The organism is Desulfosporosinus hippei DSM 8344 (assembly GCF_900100785.1).
GTDB lineage: Bacteria > Bacillota > Desulfitobacteriia > Desulfitobacteriales > Desulfitobacteriaceae > Desulfosporosinus > Desulfosporosinus hippei.
Window position 1 is genome coordinate 13,264 of sequence record NZ_FNCP01000008.1, and the last position, 17,753, is coordinate 31,016.

Sequence of the window (17,753 nt, forward strand, 5' to 3'; positions counted from 1 at the left end):
TTCCGAGGCTTCCTACTAGCTGGTATAAAAAAACGAGCCTGAGCGGCTCGTATGGTTTACCCAAATAAACACACACATCTCCTATCGCTCGTAGGTTGGTGATGCTACTTAAGGCAGGTTTCCTGGCTTCAGATCATCATTTTCTCCATTAATCATGTCTAATAACACAACTAGGCGAAGAAAACTCCTTGTTTACAGTGGCGGGACCGCGCCGGATTTTCACCGACTTCCCCTCTTTGATCCTTTAAATTCAAAGGAACCTTAAGCATAACAATATTAATTTAACAAATTGCGTCTTAACAATAATGAGTTATTCTATAAGTATATACTAAATTCCTCTATTTCAAAATAATTTGTTAAAAACATTATAATATTCACAAAGTTTATTCAAATGCATGTCATTCTAGTATTCTTATTATGTTCTTGTTCTACGTAAGCGGATATGTTAGATTATTGATAGGAAATAAATGGAACAGGGGGTGGATTTCCTTGGGTAAAAATCTAAAATACAATCAACGATTGTTTACATACCAAGATTACCTCACGTGGCCAGAAGTTGAACGCTGGGAATTACTTAATGGGAAAGCTTACAATATGACTCCTGCCCCTTCGCGTAAGCATCAAGAGATTTCTGGTCAGTTACATACTCTATTCAACAATTATATGAAAGGAAAACAATGCAGAGTTTATGCTGCCCCCTTCGAGGTACGTTTACCCCAAGTACATGAGACTGCTGATCAAACATCTACTGTCGTTCAACCTGATCTTGTCCTCGTTTGTGACACAAATAAATTAGATGATCGGGGTTGTCTAGGAAGTCCAGACTTGGTTATTGAGATAACTTCACCCTCTACGTTTCAAAAAGACCTTAAAGAAAAATTTAATCTTTATGAAAAGGTTGGGGTTCGTGAGTACTGGATCGTTCACCCGGAGGAAAAGACTATTTCGGTTTTCCAACTTACTAAGGAAGGAAAATTTAGCCGCCCGGAAGTGTATATTGAGGAAGATTCAATCGTCGTAGGTATTTTTCAAGATCTTTTAATAGATTTGCAGGATGTTTTTTCTTAAGTATTAAGGAAAGAGAATAGAACCGAAGAATAGGGGCGTGTTTAAGTTTAATGAAACACGCCCCTGCCCTCTTTTTATACACTTATTCAATATGATAAGAAAGCTTTCTTGCTAATCTACCAACAGAACTCATAAAACCAAAACTAGCAATTTTAGAAATTAATTTCCCAAATTTACGGTAGATTAAACTAAATAAAAGATAAGGCACTTTTTGCTTCGGATGGTCAGGTATTCTTTTAAAAATATTTTTAAATGAGTAGAACTCTTTGTAAATCCACAAATACCCCTCTAGTAATTCTTTCTGACTCATCTGTTTAGGGGAAAAGACAACGTTTGCAGTGTTATAATGGCTTAAATCAAAATCAACAATCCTTCCCTCTGCAAAGAACCTTTCATATAAAACTGTACCTGGATACGGAGTGAGAATGTGAGCTGTCATTGTTTCAACTTTGTTTTTAACCAACCAGTCTAGAGTGTTTTGAAAAACTTGGGGAGAATCATGATCAAAACCAAAGACAAGGCTGGCATTTACCATAATACCTCGCTTATGCAGCTCATGAATTAAGCGCTCATAATTTTCTCGTTTATTTTGGAACTTTTGAACACTTCGAATGGACTGTTCATTAATTGACTCGAAGCCAATAAATAGGCTTTGACAACCACTCTCTTGCATTTGATCTAATACATCCAGATGATTGAGTATATTAGCAGATACAGCGGCATTCCATTTGAGACCAAGGGGTTTAATTTCCTTAAGAAATGCTCTGGTCCAGCCGATATCACCAATTAGGTTATCATCAATGAACATGACGTGTTTGGTTTTTAGTCGTTTTATCTCCTCAAGGACATTGGCTATTGGCCGATTGCGATATTGATGATGTACATAATCGCAGCTATTATAGCAGAATTCACATTTAAAGGGGCATCCACGGCTGGCAACAATGATATTAGTATAGAGGTATTTTCCAGAGGGAGTTAGACTCCAGCGTGGAATAGGTATTTTGCTGGGATCAGCTATTATCGTGGAATAATACTTAGGTTTTAGTTGACCTAGACTTACGTCGGAAAGAATATCAAGCCAAACGTTTTCTGCCTCTCCGATACAAACAGAATCCGCAAACTGTAAGGCTTCCTCAGAATTTGCACTGACATGAATACCGCCCAGGATGACAGGTACCTTTTTCTTGCGATAATACTCAGCAATTTGATATGCTCGATTAGAAGTATCAATATTCACTGTAATTCCAACTAGATCAGGGGAATCCTCTAAGTTAAGTAGATTAGCATTTTCATCTTCAATGATTATTGAATGTTCCTTCGGAGTAAGAGCAGCTAATACTAAAAGGGACAAGGAAGGTGACATTAAGCGTTTAAATTCTGAATCCATAGGTCTAAGACTCATTTTTGGCTGGATTAATTTAATTTTCATTCCATTGCCCTTTCTTTTTACTTAAAGATCCCAACTTGATTATGACTAATTGTCTTGGTCACTTTTGTATTCTAAAATATCTCCTGGCTGACATTCTAGAGCTTTACAAATCCCCTCTAACGTTGTTAATCGAATCGCTTTGGCTTTCCCATTTTTCAGAATAGAAAGGTTAGCCATTGTTATTCCAACTCTCTCCGAAAGTTCTGTAACGCTCATTTTTCTTTTAGCCAACATCACGTCAATATTAATTATAATCGCCATCTTATTCACCTCAGACTGTTAAATCATTTTCAGACTTTATCTCTATGGCACTTCTTAATAGTTTTTGAAGAACAGCGGCAAAAACCCCAACCACACTGCAACCAAAAATAATGACCATTCCGATTACTATAATGCCTGGGGCATCATCTACCTCAGCCATGAGATAGATCAGTGGCATAAATACCACGTATAAAGAACTGATGGTGATGGCACAGTATTTGATATTCTTTAAAGCCTTTACCGATAACTCCGAGAACGCCTGGTTATTATCAATATAGCTTAAAAGTCTTAAGGCCTGGTACAAGGCAACGAAAAATACTATCGCCGTTACATACAACCCTATTAAAAAGGGATATTGCAAATAAGCTAACGTTGGATTTAACTCTGCAAAAAATTCAGCTATCTCAGGCACCACAAAAATACATAAAGCAATGACAGGAAGACTCATTAGAATAACCACTAACTTTAAAAAGAATGTTTCTCGTTTCATCAATAGCACCTCTCTTATTTGATAGTTGTATTCTAATGCATTATTTATCGTTTTGCAACAAACAATTATTGGTTGGCGTTATTTTTATGTCGTAATACAATTAGCGATTAACAGAAACGAGGACGAAAGGCCCGAGGCTTTGCAAGTGCAACTGCAAAGAATGCTGGCCCTAGATTATAGCGATAACTAGCCACAACCGTCGAGGAACGACTAACGACCCTTTACCAGGTTCCGCCAAGTACTTTAGGTTAAGCCCTCTATAACTTGAGATTCATAGAGGGTTTAACTATTTTTTTATCGATAATTAAATTAATCTCTAATTCCTTAACAAAGGAACCGACAGAGGGTGTTAGATTCAGGTGAACACACCTCTGTCCTTATTTTATCTGCATTTCAAGTTCGCACCTAATAATTGCCTTTCTTGCCAGTGAGGATTACCAATGGATACCTCTAGCGCAAAGCAAGATTCATTGCTAAACTGATGAAGCTGCAAACTTATAAATTAAAAAGGGAGTGGGTTTCTATTTTAGCTAAAAAAATTATTGGAATCCTTAAATCTTTATTAATTTATTTAACTTGGGTTATTGCTTTTTCAGTTTTTGCAGGATTAATCCTATTTTTTTACCTTCCAAGCAATAGTAATTTAGAAAATGTACTGGTTATTACACTTTTCCTATGCCTGCCGTTAATCATTATTGTTTTATTTGGTTTAATCAAAGGGAAAATTAACTTCCTTAGAATACCTAATCGAAGGTCTTTGCTTTTTCGGAGTGCCATCTTAATATCTTGTCTAGCCAGTTTCTTCTTATTAGGTGTCGGTCAATCTGCTATGGCCCAGGTGCTTATAAATGAGAATAGTCAAGACAGGATAACTAATTCGGAGAAAATTGAGTTTATTAAAGACTTGGCCCAAAAAATCTCCTCCAATAAAGCTAGTGCAGAGTATATTAACAGCCTGGATAGTCTAAGCCCTAATGATCGCTTAACAGTTTACTATTCCACGGAAGATAAAGAATTAGCTGAGAAATTAGTAAAAGTTATACCCGAGATTGAACAGCGGTTAAACAAGATGTTTGATGTCAAGGAACCCTTCCCCATAGAACTTATACTGTACAATGATTTAGATCAGTTTCGCCAGAGTAACGATATTGCCGAAAATCAACGGCTTTTAGGCTTATATATCAACAAAAGTATTCATATGGCCAATACAAAGGTCAGTGAAGAAATCTACCAGACTTCCTCCCTTGATCTGAATTTACAAGACCTGAATTATGAAGAAGAAATTATCCATACCCTTGAGCATGAATATACCCATTATTATATCCGAGGATTTCTGGCAGAAAACAACCTGAAGGAAGACATTCCCCGATGGTTCGATGAAGGACTGGCAGTTTATTATGGATCTGAAGGTTATCTCACAGATGTAGAATTTGAGTTTCCGGACTTAAAGGATTCCGCGATCCCCTTACAAGATTTAATGGGGTATATCGAATGGGAGAAAAATACAGAATCCGAAACTGCCAGTGATATAGCTTATAATGAATCCTTTATGATGGTTTACGAATTAATAAAAACTAAAGGTGAGAAGGTCATAACGGATATTTTGCTTAATGGAATTCCCAAGGCCCAAGACCTAAGTACTAATGAGCAGACACAGTTTACGGAATCTTTTTTAGAGCAGGTTGGAATGACTATGGATGATTTTCAAAATCAAGTGCTGACGAAATACTCTAAATCTAAATAAGAAGAGTGATAATAAAAGCGACGTGAGAGGACTTACCTCTCACGCCGCTTCTATTTACCACCTTTCATGAGTGGAATAGGTCTTAACTGTCATCATATTTGTCGTGGGAACAGGCGGCCATTCTTTAAGTCTTTCCACCATATACTCAGCCAGCCCGCTGGCATCTTGGCTGCATTTCTCCTTCACCGCCGGATCAAGCCTGGCCAGCTGGCCGAGAGATTCCAGAAGTTCCTGAAAGGCATCGGCGATCTTCTGACAGCATGCGGTGCATCGTTCTGCATACTTCTCGGTAAAAGCTTGGGAGGCTGCTGTTTTAGGCCTGCTCTTTGTATTGTTGGATTTCACCACAGTTTGATATTCTATCTGGATATTCCCGGGAGGATTGGACTGAGGCGTGACTGGAGGCTGCTCTTTCTCTGGAGGGCTTTGCCGTTCTTTGACTGCCCGCTCAAGTTCACGGGTAGTCATATTTTCTACATCATGCGCTAGGATGAATTTCTCCCGTTCATCTTCCGGAATCCCCAGCAGGAGAAGAGCCTGGTAGTAGGTCAAATTCGCCTGCGCCGGCGAATTTGACCTGCCTTCGCCTGTTCCGGCAGCTAATTGTTCATCTCCATATTCTTTAAAAAGCTGCATCAGCTTGTTAGCTGTGCGCTGGGAATAGCTTACGGAATCTACCAGCCATTTTCCCCATTCTCCGTGAGGGAGCAGGTCCTTGGCCTCCTTCAGGCGCCTGCCGATTTCAAGGGCATTGGTAAGCATGATTTCACAAGTCTGTTGCTTGATCCTGTTAATCTCAGCCGCGATGACCAAGGGCGTACGTTCCGTGCCTGCTTCATCCATTTTTGATTCCTGCCTTTTTATAGCTTTAGTTCAGCATACGCAGGCGGGATTCCCATGGTGAAAGCTTGACTAGAAACTATGATTTTTCTTTCAGAGGGCAACCCTCCGGAATACAAGCCTATAGAATATAGGGACACGGCAGTACAGCGCGTTTGTCAAAACCATCTAAAACCGAAAATAGAAGGCCAGGTGTATTGTTCATATAAATCAATACACCTGGCCCCTCTTGTTTTAACCCCACTACTCGTTCAATAACCTAATCTCTTCTTCAGATAATCCTGTTGCTTGGGCTATTTTGGGAATCTCAATCCCCATGTTCAGCAGGTTCTTAGCAACTTCTGCTTTACCCTTTGCTAATCCCTTTGCTAATCCCCTTGCTACCCCCCGTTCAATCCCTTCCTTCAATCTAAGTTCAGCTTCCCTTACTACTGCCTTTTCATCTAATACTGCCTTGCGTCTTGCAAAGTACTCTTCTCTCACATTGGGATCATCACTTGATTGCTCCCATGTTGCTATAGCTTGGTGTAAAACGGGATCTTGCATTGCAATCTCCTCCAGTGTATTAAATATTTCCTGATTTTCTGAACCTTCCAGAAGCAGTAACCATCGTACTAAACCATTCTCCCATGGACTAACTTCCCTGCTCCGCCACTTGTTGATTAGTTTGGGCAACTCCATGAAATGCATCTCTAACGCATCGATGAGTTGGAATTTTTCTTCATCTTCATAAAGATGGAACACGTTATGATAATTATTCGTCTCAGTTAAATAGTTAAAATCCAGAATGTTAATCGTGACGGCTTTAGTCAGTTCCTTATAAGCCATCCCTTCCCGCATCTGCCTAGTATACATTTGAGCCCAATAATACAGTGAGCGTTTCTTCATATTATATTGATCGCTTAGTTGTATTTCTATGTTAATCTGCATTCCTTCGGTGGTTACAGCGCGAACATCCAGGATGGACTTCTTATCATCCCTATATTCTTTATTGAACTCAGGGTTCAAGATCACAATATCTTCAATCTGACTATCCTGCGGCAACCTTAAGGCAGCATTGAGAAAAGCGATGAGGATCGCTTCATTTCCCTCCTTGCCAAAAATAAGTTTAAATGCATAATCGATCTTGAGGCTAATTAATTCCTTCACCTTTCACGCTCCATTCAATCACAAGATATTCATCTTCTGTCTGAAAATTTAACGACGGATCGGGATGATAACCATATTATACCATGGTTGATTAGACCACTTCAATTTATTTATCGTTTCAGGGTTCGTTCGAGAGTTTTCAAACCTTAAACCTCATACCCGGCGCAAAACACCATGGAAGGTGCGGTGGTGAAGGTGTAAAGTACTCACTTCCAGTCGTTGGTCCATAAGTTGTTGCCCAGATTGCGGTGCATGGGCATTAGGTTGTTGTTGGAATCGTATTCCAGCAGGTAATAGGTTCCGAAGACTTGGGCAAGGCCGGCCGCCTTTTGTTTAGTGCTTTAGAGCGCTGCCTCACTTATCTTATAAACCTTTTTTGTCTTCGCACTGACCCAGTTATAGAAGTACTCAATCACCACTTTATAGGGTTTACCCGCCTCGAGGATGGGGTGGTCCAGAGATAACTTGTGGCACCATTCTGCAGAACCACTTGTCGATGGCTAAGACCCCGTCAAACCACAGGCGTACCCCGTCATCTGCTGTTAAGGTTAAGGTGTAAGTTTCGTTTGTAAGGGGGACGATATAACCCTCGATATGAGCATTATAAAAATCAGTTTGTCCGCTGGGATCCACGTTGTTGAGATCAAGGGTTGGGTGGCATTACTTAGGTTAGCCCCTGCTGTGATTCCCGGAATCCCGCCCTTGTCAGCGACTGGATTCCAACCTAAAAAATGTCATTAATACAAGGAAGGGTATGTTTCCAAATATCGGAAACACGCCCTTCTTCAAATCAACTTTACCTAAACTTACTATTAAATTAAAAGTCCATTACACTCAACAAAGTTTCAATCCCCCAGCCCACCCTTGTTCCTCCACAATTCTTTGAGCCTTCGCGTCCCAACCCACAGGCTGGCCGTCTAATAAGGTCATAATTGTCCCCACACTCAGTCGCCCAAAGGTAAAGGCCTGGGCCCTTTCACTTGCCAAATAGGCCAAGTGGTGAAGCAGCTTTTGCTCACCCATTTGCAAGAGTTCAGTGGTTGCTCCTTCGGTGGTTGGAAACTCAGCCAGATGCTTCAAGCTGTCTAGATTCAGCCCTGCTAAAGCAGCATGGGCAAGCAAGATTTCCATTCGAGCATCGGCAACCCGATTATGGGTATGGAAAATCCCAGCCGAGACTTTGATGAGCTTGCCTACATGCCCTAAGAGAATGACCTCCTCAATTCCCCGATAAGCTGCTTCTTCCAGCATGTAGCCCACAAAATTACTCATTTGAATGACAGCCTCCGGGGGAACTTTAAAGCCCTCTGTCGCTACTCTGAATCCATAATGCCCTGGAGTAAGCACAATGGCTTTATATCCATAAGCTACAGCCTGATCCAACTCCGGCAAAATCGAGGTTTTAAAGGCCTCTTCAGACATGGGTCGAACAATCCCGCTTGTTCCAAGGATGGAGATTCCTCCAATCACTCCCAGCCTGGGATTAAGGGTGCGCAAGGCCGTGGTTTCTCCTGCAGGAACTTCGATAGTAATTTCAACTTCTTCCACCGGGAAAACCTCCCGGACGGCTTCCCTGATCATCCTTCTGGGGACAGGATTAATGGCACTTTCTCCAACGGAAATGGCCAGGCCTTTCTTAGTAACTGTCCCAACTCCCCGGCCACCGCGGATATGAACCTCACCCTGAGGTGAGATTAAGCGCACAAGGGCCTGAATCTCCAGGCCATGAGTAATATCCGCATCGTCTCCCCCGTCTTTTAAAACACAAGCTCTCCCTTCCAAGTTGTGGATTTCTCCACTATGGATGGGCATAGTCAGTCGGGCTGAACTGGGGAGCGGTATCTCAATCTGCTCAGCCAAACTCTCTCCTCTCAAGAGGAGGCAGGCAGCTTTTGCCGCCCCGGCGGCACAACTTCCTGTGGTATATCCTTCTCGCCAAGTATGTCGATCTTTATCTCTTGCCATGGTTTTCTCTCCCACATCAATTAATCCAAAGGTTCACTTGGTATGAATTCTATCGAAGGCAAAAATGAATTATCTTAAATAAAGTATAGGTCATGAACTAACACCCTGCAAACTACTCCCCAATTATTTTGTATTTAGTTAGTATGTCTCTATCATCAAAGAACTCCTAATTGCAAGCCAAATCGGATATAAAAGGCCAGCCCCAATCCTAAACCAATAAAAGCCATTGTCCAGTAATCCCTTGAATTAAAGGTAATTTGGCGCATGGTTGTCCAGGTTCTCGTTAAGCCATAACCACGATTAAGCATAGCCATGGATAAGGAATTCGCCATCATAATCGAATTGATAAACAGAGGAATCATAATCGGCAGATAGGAACCAATAGAACCGATGATTCCCTTCTCCTTGAATTTCGTACCCCGTGCTTTTTGCGCTTCTAATATTTGCCGGCGTTTTTTATCCAATGTGGGAATAAAGCGTATTGCCATGGTTAGCATCATGGACACTTCGGCTGGAACCTTCATCTTTTGAAAGAATTGAGTAAAATCCTCCAGAGAAGTGGTCAAAGTCAACACTGAAGAAACAATCATCATGCTAATTAAACGCAGGATAAACGTCGTTCCCATTAAAAATCCACCCACAGTAGCCCCTATTCTTTCTCCAGGTAGTGCATAAAAGAGGATTGCTTGGCTGGAGACCCTTTCAAAACGCTCCGGGGCAAAGGTAAACCCTGTGATTAGAATAATCGATATGATGATGGGAATCAAGGGAATCATCATTCCCCAGATTTTCCTCAAGGGTATTTTTATCCATAGAGCTAATAGTCCTGCTGACAAAAGGATTCCCAGTTGGAACAATGGATCTTGAAAAAGAAATGATATAATAATAAACCCAATAAATCCTAGCATTTTGGTGCGCACGTCAAGTCGATGGATCAAGGTATCCCCAGGCAAGTATTCTAGCATCCCCTTTGCTCCCCACTTTCGAACATCCCCAGAAATTCACTCGCTTCGACAAAGATTTGAGGCCCCAGAACATCCTTCAACTGTAAGGATAGCTTACAGAGTTGAGGGGCAGCAAGGAATGATTCACGCAGCACTTCTTCATTAGAAAATATCTCCTGAGGAGTACCATCCAGTGAAATCTCCCCATCTTTCATGACAATAACCCGCTTAGCATATTGGGCCACTAAATCCATGTCATGACTGATCATGATGATGGTAGTCCCTGCTGAGTGGAGCTTCTCTATCAAAGCCATCATCGTTTGAACCCCGGTCCAGTCTGACCCAGTGGTTGGCTCGTCGATGATCAGCAGTTTCGGTTTTAAAACAAGGATAGAAGCCACAGCAATCATTTGCCGTTCACCTTTACCCAGACTGAAAGGATGAACACTGCGGTAGGGTTCCAAACCTGTATATTCCAGAACCTCTGCAACTCGCTTTTTCATTTCCGAACCTCGATAACCTGCATTTTTAAGACCAAATTCTAATTCTTTTTCAACGGTGGCAGAGAAAATCTGATGGTCGGGATTTTGAAAGACGTAACCAACGGTTTTGGCCAATTCCGAGGTATCAACCTTCAGGGTGTTCATTCCTTCTATGATGACTTCGCCGCTGGTCGGCTGCAAGAGTCCATTGAAATGTTTAGCTAAGGTGGTTTTACCTGCCCCATTTTGCCCGATCAGAGCTAGGAATTCACCGGAATCAATTGTCAGATTAATTCCCCGCAAAGCGGGTGAGCCTGAGTTGTATCGGTAGGTTAGATCTTTGATTTCTACGGCAAGGACTTTCTCAGAAAGTCTAGGTTCCCGCTTTGAGCGCAAGTTCTCTCCATGTTGCTGAACTTCATGTTGAGATTTCTCCAGATATTTTACTCCCTCTAGAGGGATCCCAGGCCTATTTCCATATAGGGGTAACAACTCTCTGATCAACCCTTCCGCAGCCGGAATGTCTAAGGGAATTTCCGCCAAAGAGATCCACCCTTTTTCATAGAACTCCCAGCCAATCTCACTGACGGGAAGGGGCTTTATTCCCCACTGGCGCAAGAGAGGCAGATTGCGCAAGAGGTCTGAGGGTACTCCTCTCCAAACCAATTCCCCGTGGTTAAGTACAATGACCTCATCGACCTTATCCATCAATTCCTCAGTGGAATGATCGACAAGTAAAATCGTCAAATTATTTTTCTCTCGTAAAGCAGTTAAGGTAGCATAGATCTCTGATCTCCCAAGGGGATCGAGTTCTGAAGTTGGCTCGTCAAGCACTAGTATTTCAGGTTCCATGGCGAGGACCCCGGCAATAGCTAGGCGTTGTTTTTCACCGCCGGATAACTCCTCGGTTAAGCGTTGGTTATATCCTGTAAGGCGAACTGTTGCTAAGGATTGATCTATTCTCTGCTCAATCTCCTTAGCAGGCACTAAAAAGTTCCGAGGGCCGAAGGCAGTGTCCTCTTCGACGCTTCTCCCAATTATTTGGGTTTCCGGATCCTGCAATACAAGCCCTAATAACTTGGCTAAAGACTGAACGGCAGTCTTCCCCACGTCCTTTCCTGCAATGCGCACCCGGCCGGATAGCTTTCCTTCTAATAGTTGGGGAATCAACCCATTCAAACATAAGCTCAAAGTAGTTTTACCCGCTCCGGTGGAACCCAGCAAAGCAACGAATTTTCCTTTTTCTAGGCTGAGGTTGATGTTTTTCAGGCTGGGCTCCGAGGCATTTGGATAAGTATAAGTAAGATCTTCAAGTTCTATCAATATTTTCACCTCAGCTTAAATGAGCCGACTTCCTTTAATTGCTTTATAAGCAACTGCAGAGATAATCACATTTAACGCGGCCCCTACCACAAGGAAAGGCAACAATCCCAAAACTCCGCCCATCCCCATCATAGGCAGCATAGCAAAAGAGGAGGCGACACCATTAAGGATTATTCCGACGATGACTGCAGGAATCAAGCCGATTTTCTGATTAACCCAGCGATAAGCCACCGCCCATAAAGCCATTTGTAAAGCGATATATAAGTGGACAGGAATTGACATGGGAAAACCGGTTACAGCAGCCGTCAACATGTGTCCAAAGGCAATGACAATCCCTCCGGTGGTTCCCCCGAAGGCTAAAGCGCTAAAAAAACCTGGCGCGGAATCCATCCCGATAGTTCCAACGGGACTGGGGATCTTAATAAGCGCCCCTACCGCACTTAAAGCAATAAAAATTGCCATAATAGATAGTCTTTTTACATTCCAAGGAGATAGTTTCAATTCCTGTTCTTTTGTTCCTAAGCTTTGCATAAAATTCCCTCCTAAAATTAAGCCAACTCGCCAATTTTTGCTAAAGGCATGTTTAACTCCCTAATATAGTTCGCATCTAAAACCTCTGATGAGGAAAAAATCAAACATGTAGACGGACCGGCGGATTTTCCCAAATCCAGGGCGCAGCTTGGTTCAACTTGCAAGCGACTATTGACCGAGGCTGCAAGTTGTTCTGCCTCCAGTCGTATACCCCTTGAACCTACAGGTATTATGTCATGAATCCATGGGTTTTTTATAAGTGCTTGGACACTTTTGACGTTAACAATTTCCGGATCCTCTGGATCGCTAAGTTCCGGCCCTACTTTAGGCAGTCCCAGACAATAGACGGAATCCCTTGGTTGAGAAGTACCAATGCGCAAATTTGACTTTTCAGCAACACCAATGACGCTCACCCCCAGACCCGTCTGTTGAGTAGGCATGTTTTTTTCCGTACTGATCACTATGGGCAGGTTGGCTAATCCAGCCGATTCCAGTTCGTCCTTCACCCCCTTTATTAGCTCATCCCCAGCCGGAGACGGCTCATTGGAAATCGCCACAGTGACCATTTGGACTACTCCACCGGTAGAGATAACCTCTAAAAGAGCAACTCTTGTGGTCAACTTCCCTGTAATGAACCAAGAAATCTTATAGGCATCCAATTCCTTCATACCAATTGCCCCGCATGAGTCACAGGCAGCCAGCAGATATTGAGTTTCGTTGATAGAAACAACTTCAACATCCCTACCCAGAAATCCCATTCCGTTCCTTCCCCCTTTCCGAATATAATAAAAAGTTCACAGTCAATTCTCTTGTTATAGATTAACAAGAGAATTGACCATGAACTTTACCTTAATTCATGAATCCAACATTATAGGCAGGTCTCCTGACTTAGAATCATTGACAGTATGCGCCTTCCCGGTTTCCCAGTGGCAAATGCATAAGTCTCCTCATATACAGTGGTGGGTCCGCCCGGGATTCTCACCCGGTTCCCTATTCACCCTAAATTAAAGGGCACCTATAACGAAACTATTGAATTAATCGTAGTTTAATACAAGATGCTAAGGATTACAAGACTTTTTTATCCTAGGTGTACAAATCTTCCCACACCTCAAATTATTAACTACATCCATATATGAATTTTTGCCGGTAGTCCATTGAATACCCTGCCTTGCTTTCATTTTTACAGTTTCTTAATTCCTCGAAGTTCAAGTCTTGTAAAGTTTCTCAATTTAGGATTTGCTATTTCGCTTTGGGAATTTTCGCGTTGAGCCTCATTTCTTTTATTTTCTTATCTGTAATTAACGTTATTAAAAAAGCGGGATCAAAAATATTCAAATTCGCCTGCGCCGGCGAATTTGAGCCATAATATAATCGCAAATGATCATGGTCATTCGAAGGTACTACGCATTAAACTCAAATACAATTTGTTGATTATATATTGGTCGTAACAAGCCTGTCTGTCCAGTTAACTAAAAACCGAGGTAGTTGTATATGAACGCTATAATATATTATATAATTGAAGTGTGTTAAGGTCACTATGCTTTTTAAAAGGTGGGGCAGCAGTGGATAATAGAATAATTTGTGAAAATAGGACATATAACGATGTCATGAACACCCATGACCACAGCTTTGTTCAGTTAATACTGCCGCTTCAGGGAGTTCTGAACATAAAGACCGACGGCAAGGAATTAGAGTTAGATGAGGCCCATTTATTTTTACTTCCCCCTTCCTGCCAGCATACCTTTTGGGCGAAGCAGAACAACAAATTTCTAGTATTGGATATCCCCCAATTTATGTTTCAGGTGGAGGTATTGGATAATTTTCCAAGTGGACAAAACTATGTAATGGATGAGAAATGGAAGGCCATTAGATTCCTTCTTCTAAGTGAAGCTGGTCAAGGTAAAATCGAATCATCTAGGATCAGTTCTCTTTTTCATTTTTTTAATACCTACTTGACCGAATATCAGATTCCGGAGTCGGTTAAATATATTCAGAAATTCTATAACGAACAGATAAGCCTGGAGAAGCTCGCTTCTTTGGAACATTATACCGTTAGCTATTTTTGTTCATGGTTCAAAGGCATTATGAACTGTACCCCGATGGCATATCTGAAAAAAGTGAGGATTCAGCAGTCAAAACAACTGCTTCTTGGTACAACTCTTAATATTTTACAGATTGCTTGGGAAGTCGGATATGTCCACCAGTCTTCCCTAGATAGGGTATTTAAAGAAATCGAAGGTATAACTCCAGCAGAATACCGGCGAAACAATATGAAGATACGCTAAAAAATATCCTAATCCATGCGAAAACAACTTTATGACTTTGATTTATTATTATCTAAAAAGAAGCTGATGTTTTACTTATTTATTACAAATTGTGAAATCAGCTAAGGAGAAAATAATGAAGCAAAATGAAACCTTCTTCTCTAGCTTAGTGTTGGCAGCGGCTGTGCTCTGGGGAACGACAGGCACAGCCCAATTCTTTGCCCCTCCCGGCGTATCGCCATTGTCCATTGGATCGGTTCGCCTGGCGGTAGGAGGAGCGGCTCTTTTAATTTTCGCCTGGCAGCGGGGAGCTTTGGTGGGAAATTCCCTTTGGTTCAAGGGGACCACGTTTCTCGCAGCCGGGTGTATGGCTGCTTATCAGCTTTTCTTCTTTGCCGGAGTTTTGAAAACGGGAGTGGCTGTGGGAACAGTAGTGACTATTGGTAGTGCACCGGTGTTCGCTGGTCTTCTATCTCTGATTTTGCGGCGAGAAAACCCAGGGATGAAGTGGACAGCAGCCACTTTACTCTCAGTTATCGGATGTATTCTGCTAATTACTGGCGGCCAGAAACTAGCGCTAAACCCCATTGGCGTCATCCTAGCCTTAGGAGCCGGTGCCTCTTATGCGCTTTATGCCGCCATCAGCAAGGAACTACTTATGTCTCACCCTCCGGAAGCAGTGACCGGGATTGTATTCTTCATCGGGGCACTTCTACTTTCTCCTTTTCTCTTTTATTACAACCTTGAGTGGCTAAAAACTATCCAAGGTGCAAGTGTTGCCCTTCATTTGGGATTAGTGACCACAGCTCTGGCTTATGTTTTGTTTTCACATGGTTTGGCCAAAATACCCTTTCCCAAAGCAGTAACTTTATCCCTTGCGGAACCAGTTACTGCAGCGGCATTAGGATTGTTTCTGCTAAAAGAAAAATTATCTATTCTTTCTCAAGTAGGGATAATTCTAGTTTTTGGCGGATTGGTTATCCTGTCCTTGGGTGGATTACATAAAAAAAGGGTGACTAGGGGATTTAAATAAATGTCATCTTCTGGCATTCCGGCTGCCGTAAGATCTCCAACTATCTTTCTTACAATAGCAATACGGTGCTCACCAGAGCTGGGCACCCCCCTGTCATCATTCACAAGGCAACAACTTTATAGTTCCACCATTTGCGAGCTCGAATTTTCCCGGTTTTTCTCCAACTCAATCTCAGAATTAACCTGCTTTTTCCACAGCTTGTATTTTTCAAGATCTGCACTCACTTGAGATATAACAAAGCCAGCCACTGCTGCATCATCAATTAATCCACCAAAAGGAATGTAGTCGAAAACACCGTCTATAGGAGAAACAAAATAGACAATGCCTAAGACAATCATGAAAAGCGACCGTTTGGGAAGTTCCTTATAGCTGCCATTAAGCCAGTCTCTGAATACACTAAATAACAAATGCAGCTTTTCCCAAACCTCACCTAATCGATTCCTCTGTGCTGAGGCCTTCTGAATTGCTTCATTCAATAAGCCCATAGATTTATCCTTGTCCTTTATATACTCTAAAGCTTTAGCTTTAAACGGCTTTAGTTTTTTATCATCAATATCCACATTAAAACCTCCTCTTTTAGAAAAATAAAAGTTCAAAATCTAAAGCAAATTACAGTGAATAGCGTGGTTTAAGCTAGTCTTTCTAGATTTAAGCTAAATTATTTCATATGCACAAATCCGATTTGGATCATATTGGTATTCATTAAAAGTGGCAAATCGGAAACAATACTTTTGGATTCAAAAACAAAGGAGGAATGTTCAACAATGCAGATTAAGAAAATGCCTCAACCTAATGAAGGAATTAAATGCGTAGTTAATACATGTCATTATTATGGTTCCGGCGATCACTGCTATGCTGAGAAAATTGAAGTTCAATCCCCTAATGCTAAGAGCACTGAAATGACAGACTGTGCTACATTTTTACCTGAATCTTAAAAAAAGCTAATAGGAGGAATTGAAATGACTGGACGTGCCAATAAAATGCCTCAAGCTAACGGTGGAATTAAATGTGTTGTAAACACTTGCCATTATTACGGATCTGGGGATCACTGCTATGCTGATAAAATTGAAGTTCAACCACAAAATGCAAAAAGTACCGATATGACGGATTGTGCAACTTTTTTACCTGAGTAAAAATCAGCACATTCGAAATTGATCCCTCCATAGGGAAAAATTCAGACTTACCCATTGGGTAAGTCTGAATTTTTAAGGTTGCTTGGGGAGACGGGTTTATTCAAAAGTCCCGCAGAAGCAATAAACTTTAGTGCTTCCTCTGAAGAAACATCAATCAGTTGCACTTGATCCTTCGGCACTAAGATTAAATTCCCTGCCCATTGCATACTTTGCATCAGATAAACAGCCACATACCCTTTAGGAATAAAGGCACTTTCTTCATCATTGGTAATAAAGCCAAGAAGTTTAATGTCCTCAGACAAAGTAACTCTTACCAAACGAGAAAATCCCTTTTTATTTGAAGAAAATGAATTTACAGTGTCTTTGATGATTCCGTAGATATTTCCTAACAGCGGAACCTTAATGAGAACTTTTTCCAAGTAATTGAGTATTTTGTTCGTCAACCAGTTTGAAGCCAATACTCCCACTAAGAAAATAGCTGCCAAGGTGACTATTACGCCAAGACCCGGAAAGTATAATCCCTCTCGTTCCAGAATTCCCTTAAATATACCATCGGTTACAATAAACATCTTATAGAGAATGTAAAATGTCAGAACAATAGGTGTTAGAACGAGTAAGCCCTTTAGAAATATTCCAATAATTTTTTTCAAATATATCCCTCAATCCCCATCTAATACATAATTATTACCACCATTATTCTATCTTTTTTCAAGCTTGTCAAATTTCAGATCTAAGCATAAACATTAGTTTAGATAAAGTTAATATAACATATATTTGATTGATATAAATCACTGATTAGTTGCTTATCAAGGACAATTCCAAGCCAACCCACATCTTGTGTGTATAGAGGGGGGCTAAACTTTTGTTACCAGATTTCGAGGCACATTAGCCTTTTAATAAATCAATGAGAGTCCTTTACCGAACATTGGTTAAAGGAACTTTTTTTATAATTCTGATTTCAATATTAAACTTAATTCCTAAAGAGTTTGTCTTGAAAGGATTATTGAGTAAATGAGCAATTGGGTAGAGTATTTTATGAAAATCTGTAACTTTTTCATTACCTAGTACGTATAAAGAGTGTAATGGTAAAGAAAGCA

19 protein-coding genes and 2 riboswitches are annotated in these 17,753 nt (G+C 41.1%); of the genes, 6 read left to right on the forward strand and 13 right to left on the reverse strand.

From position 1 onward, the window contains the following. Positions 1–95: 95 nt before the first annotated feature. Positions 96–279, reverse strand: a riboswitch (cobalamin riboswitch). A gap of 210 nt (positions 280–489) precedes the next feature. Next, the gene (locus BLS16_RS08560) at positions 490–1,068 is read left to right on the forward strand and encodes a Uma2 family endonuclease (protein ID WP_242876237.1); all 579 of its coding nucleotides are present in this window, start codon (positions 490–492) and stop codon (positions 1,066–1,068) included. 82 nt (positions 1,069–1,150) lie between these two features. On the opposite strand, the gene BLS16_RS08565 is transcribed toward BLS16_RS08560, so the two are convergent. The 3 genes from BLS16_RS08565 to BLS16_RS08575 are packed head-to-tail and all read right to left on the reverse strand — an operon-like array spanning position 1,151 to position 3,248. Further along, positions 1,151–2,497: a B12-binding domain-containing radical SAM protein gene (locus BLS16_RS08565; RefSeq protein WP_092332289.1), complete on the reverse strand. Its 1,347-nt coding sequence runs from the start codon at positions 2,495–2,497 to the stop codon at positions 1,151–1,153. Between the two features lie 45 nt (positions 2,498–2,542). Next, the gene (locus tag BLS16_RS08570; protein ID WP_092332292.1) at positions 2,543–2,758 is read right to left on the reverse strand and encodes a helix-turn-helix domain-containing protein; all 216 of its coding nucleotides are present in this window, start codon (positions 2,756–2,758) and stop codon (positions 2,543–2,545) included. Positions 2,759–2,768: 10 nt separating this feature from the next. Beyond that, on the reverse strand, positions 2,769–3,248 hold the full coding sequence (locus BLS16_RS08575) for a DUF2975 domain-containing protein (RefSeq protein ID WP_207649739.1): 480 nt from the start codon (positions 3,246–3,248) through the stop codon (positions 2,769–2,771). A 757-nt stretch (positions 3,249–4,005) separates the two neighbouring features. Here BLS16_RS08575 and BLS16_RS08580 point away from each other — a divergent pair. Beyond that, the gene (locus BLS16_RS08580) at positions 4,006–4,992 is read left to right on the forward strand and encodes a gluzincin family metallopeptidase (RefSeq protein ID WP_176786109.1); all 987 of its coding nucleotides are present in this window, start codon (positions 4,006–4,008) and stop codon (positions 4,990–4,992) included. 54 nt (positions 4,993–5,046) lie between these two features. On the opposite strand, the gene BLS16_RS08585 is transcribed toward BLS16_RS08580, so the two are convergent. The 8 genes from BLS16_RS08585 to BLS16_RS08620 form a co-directional block, all read right to left on the reverse strand. After that, complete coding sequence (locus BLS16_RS08585) at positions 5,047–5,835, reverse strand: DUF3102 domain-containing protein (protein ID WP_092332300.1); 789 nt, start codon at positions 5,833–5,835, stop codon at positions 5,047–5,049. Positions 5,836–6,075: 240 nt separating this feature from the next. Then, entirely contained in the window at positions 6,076–6,981 is a 906-nt protein-coding gene (locus BLS16_RS08590) for an Rpn family recombination-promoting nuclease/putative transposase (RefSeq protein WP_092332302.1), read from the reverse strand. Positions 6,982–7,410: 429 nt separating this feature from the next. Next, a complete protein-coding gene (locus tag BLS16_RS08595) occupies positions 7,411–7,614 on the reverse strand; it encodes a PA14 domain-containing protein (RefSeq protein WP_092332305.1) in 204 nt (67 codons plus the stop codon). 201 nt (positions 7,615–7,815) lie between these two features. Continuing rightward, positions 7,816–8,946, reverse strand: coding sequence for a cobalt-precorrin-5B (C(1))-methyltransferase CbiD (gene cbiD, locus BLS16_RS08600; protein WP_092332308.1), 1,131 nt, complete (start codon positions 8,944–8,946; stop codon positions 7,816–7,818). Between the two features lie 155 nt (positions 8,947–9,101). Next, a complete protein-coding gene (locus BLS16_RS08605; RefSeq protein WP_092332310.1) occupies positions 9,102–9,911 on the reverse strand; it encodes an energy-coupling factor transporter transmembrane component T family protein in 810 nt (269 codons plus the stop codon). After that, a complete protein-coding gene (locus BLS16_RS08610; protein ID WP_092332313.1) occupies positions 9,905–11,704 on the reverse strand; it encodes an ABC transporter ATP-binding protein in 1,800 nt (599 codons plus the stop codon). Before BLS16_RS08610 ends, BLS16_RS08605 begins: the two co-directional genes overlap by 7 nt. A gap of 6 nt (positions 11,705–11,710) precedes the next feature. Continuing rightward, positions 11,711–12,226 carry an ECF transporter S component gene (locus tag BLS16_RS08615; RefSeq protein ID WP_092332316.1) on the reverse strand — a complete coding sequence of 172 codons (516 nt, stop codon included), beginning with the start codon at positions 12,224–12,226 and terminating at the stop codon, positions 11,711–11,713. A 17-nt stretch (positions 12,227–12,243) separates the two neighbouring features. Beyond that, positions 12,244–12,984, reverse strand: a complete 741-nt coding sequence (locus BLS16_RS08620) for an alpha-ribazole kinase (protein ID WP_092332318.1) — start codon at positions 12,982–12,984, stop codon at positions 12,244–12,246. A 98-nt stretch (positions 12,985–13,082) separates the two neighbouring features. Next, a riboswitch (cobalamin riboswitch) is annotated at positions 13,083–13,260 on the reverse strand. A 528-nt stretch (positions 13,261–13,788) separates the two neighbouring features. Between BLS16_RS08620 and BLS16_RS08625 the strand changes: the two genes are divergently transcribed. Beyond that, positions 13,789–14,511 (forward strand): AraC family transcriptional regulator, encoded by a 723-nt coding sequence (locus BLS16_RS08625; protein WP_092332321.1) that lies wholly within the window; start codon positions 13,789–13,791, stop codon positions 14,509–14,511. A gap of 115 nt (positions 14,512–14,626) precedes the next feature. Further along, entirely contained in the window at positions 14,627–15,523 is an 897-nt protein-coding gene (locus BLS16_RS08630) for an EamA family transporter (RefSeq protein WP_092332323.1), read from the forward strand. A gap of 116 nt (positions 15,524–15,639) precedes the next feature. Here BLS16_RS08630 and BLS16_RS08635 read toward each other — a convergent pair whose 3' ends face one another. Next, entirely contained in the window at positions 15,640–16,083 is a 444-nt protein-coding gene (locus tag BLS16_RS08635; RefSeq protein ID WP_092332326.1) for a YkvA family protein, read from the reverse strand. Between the two features lie 204 nt (positions 16,084–16,287). Between BLS16_RS08635 and BLS16_RS08640 the strand changes: the two genes are divergently transcribed. Together BLS16_RS08640 and BLS16_RS08645 are read left to right on the forward strand one after the other, a co-directional pair. Beyond that, positions 16,288–16,458 carry a DUF1540 domain-containing protein gene (locus BLS16_RS08640; protein ID WP_014903027.1) on the forward strand — a complete coding sequence of 57 codons (171 nt, stop codon included), beginning with the start codon at positions 16,288–16,290 and terminating at the stop codon, positions 16,456–16,458. Positions 16,459–16,482: 24 nt separating this feature from the next. Next, a complete protein-coding gene (locus BLS16_RS08645; RefSeq protein WP_092332328.1) occupies positions 16,483–16,656 on the forward strand; it encodes a DUF1540 domain-containing protein in 174 nt (57 codons plus the stop codon). Between the two features lie 47 nt (positions 16,657–16,703). Here the strand turns inward: BLS16_RS08645 and BLS16_RS08650 are convergent, their stop codons facing one another. Beyond that, positions 16,704–17,306, reverse strand: a complete 603-nt coding sequence (locus BLS16_RS08650; RefSeq protein ID WP_092332331.1) for a DUF502 domain-containing protein — start codon at positions 17,304–17,306, stop codon at positions 16,704–16,706. Positions 17,307–17,753: the final 447 nt, after the last annotated feature.